Source organism: Micromonospora echinofusca (assembly GCF_017614955.1).
Classification (GTDB): Bacteria; Actinomycetota; Actinomycetes; order Mycobacteriales; family Micromonosporaceae; genus Micromonospora; species Micromonospora echinofusca_A.
Genome location: NZ_WVUH01000625.1, coordinates 1 through 1,642, shown reverse-complemented (window position 1 = coordinate 1,642; position 1,642 = coordinate 1). Strand labels below are relative to the sequence as shown.

The following is a 1,642-nucleotide window of genomic DNA, read 5'->3' as shown; positions in this document are numbered from 1 at the left end:
ACGTTGGCCAGTCGCGCGATGCCGCTGGCGGTCAAAGTCGCTTCGCTGGGGGCCAGGTTCGGCTCTGTCGTCACCCGTGAACGCTAGCACGACGTATGAACTTGTGTACACGGTTCACAACGTCTATGGTCCTCGGTGACTCAGGGTTGCCGCTCTTGTGGAGGACCAATGCCGCGTCGTGGGCGTAGTACCACCATCGGAAAATTCGCGAAGTTCTACCAGGACCGCCGGGTATCCGAGATCCGGGTACTCGGCGAGCTGCTGCGGCGCGAGCAGAGCACCGAGCCCGGCGAGGACCCGCAACCGCGCGACTCACCGGAGATCCTGACCGCCCGCTGATCCGAACCCGCCTGTCCCGACAACCGAAGGAGGACCATGAACACCCTTGCTCGCACCTGCACCTGCACCGCCAACCGCTCCACCACGAGCGTGCACACCGGTTCCGTACGTCTGGCACGGCGCACGACGGTACGGCTCCAGATCCGGCGACAGTGTCCCGCCGCAGGCGTACGCGAGTGTGCGCCTTGATCCGACCGTCGGCGCGGCCATCGCGAAGGCGTACATGACCGCCCCGGTGCGCGACGAACGCGCCTACGCCGCGTACGCGGCGTTCTGCCGGGAAACGGTACGGCAGTACCACTTCCTGGTAGGGCGGGTCGAGTTCGGCGGACTGGGCGTGCGGATACGCATCGTCGACAACGACCCGTACACCGACGTCGAAGCCATGCTCGACGACGTACGGCGACGCGAGTTGAAGGTGTGGGCCAGCGCGGCCAGCGGCAACCCGCACCCGTATCTCAGCGACGGGGAGAACGACATGTTCCGCGCCGTCCACGACGTCTTCGGGCACGCGGCGACCGGCTGCGGATTCGACCGGCACGGCGAGGAGGCGTCCTGGTGGAAACACAGCACCATGTACTCGTCGCTGGCCCGGCGGGCCATGACCACCGAGACGCGCGGGCAGAACTGCGCCCTGATCTTCCACTACGGGGGCGGCCGGTTCGCGGAGCAGAAGGCAACGTTGCTGCCCCGGTCGTTCAGCGATCCACGCCCGGTGCGGGTCGTGGCAGCCGACGCGACCCGGACCGTTCCCCGCTGAGGTGATCGATCTCCTGGCGGAGGTTGCGCACCGCGGGATGCTCCGGCCCGTCCACCCGGACCCGGTCCTGCAGCAGCGCGGTCAGCTGCCGCAGGGCCCGGTCCCGTTCACCGAGCTGTACGTGGGCGCGCGCGGCGCGTAGCCGCAGGGCGAACACCAGCGGGTCGTCGTCGCCGTTGCGGCTGGCGTGGTGGTCGGCGAGCCGTCGCCACTGGCGGGCGGCGGCTCGGAACTCGCCGGCGGCGTGCAGTTGTTCGGCGATCTTCTCGATCTGCTGCACGTCGAGCGGAGACTGCTCGGTGGCGACTGCGGCGTCGCCGTGGGCCGGGGGCGGTACCCGCCCGACGATCGCGGCGTACTTCTGTACGGCTGCGGCGGTGGCGCCATCGAGCAGCCCGGGTATCGGCGGCAGGTCCCGGGACAGCGGCGCCAGCGTGGCGTAGACCTCGGCGGCGCTGGCCGGCCGGTCCTCAGGACGGATCGCCAGCAGCGCGTGCACCAGGTCGTCGAGTACGGCCGGGATCTCCGGTCGTAGCCGGGAGG

At 69.7% G+C, this 1,642-nt stretch carries 2 protein-coding genes and 1 pseudogene; 2 read left to right on the top strand and 1 reads right to left on the bottom strand.

The window, feature by feature from the left end; translation table 11 throughout:
- Positions 1-168: 168 nt before the first annotated feature.
- The gene (locus GSF22_RS33430; protein ID WP_208817895.1) at positions 169-339 is read left to right on the top strand and encodes a hypothetical protein; all 171 of its coding nucleotides are present in this window, start codon (positions 169-171) and stop codon (positions 337-339) included.
- Between the two features lie 178 nt (positions 340-517).
- Positions 518-1,099 carry a hypothetical protein gene (locus GSF22_RS33425; RefSeq protein WP_208817894.1) on the top strand — a complete coding sequence of 194 codons (582 nt, stop codon included), beginning with the start codon at positions 518-520 and terminating at the stop codon, positions 1,097-1,099.
- On the opposite strand, the pseudogene GSF22_RS33420 reads toward GSF22_RS33425, so the two are convergent.
- Positions 1,038-1,642, bottom strand: a pseudogene (locus tag GSF22_RS33420) (serine/threonine-protein kinase); the annotation flags it as partial. The gene GSF22_RS33425 and the pseudogene GSF22_RS33420 sit on opposite strands and share 62 nt — an antisense overlap.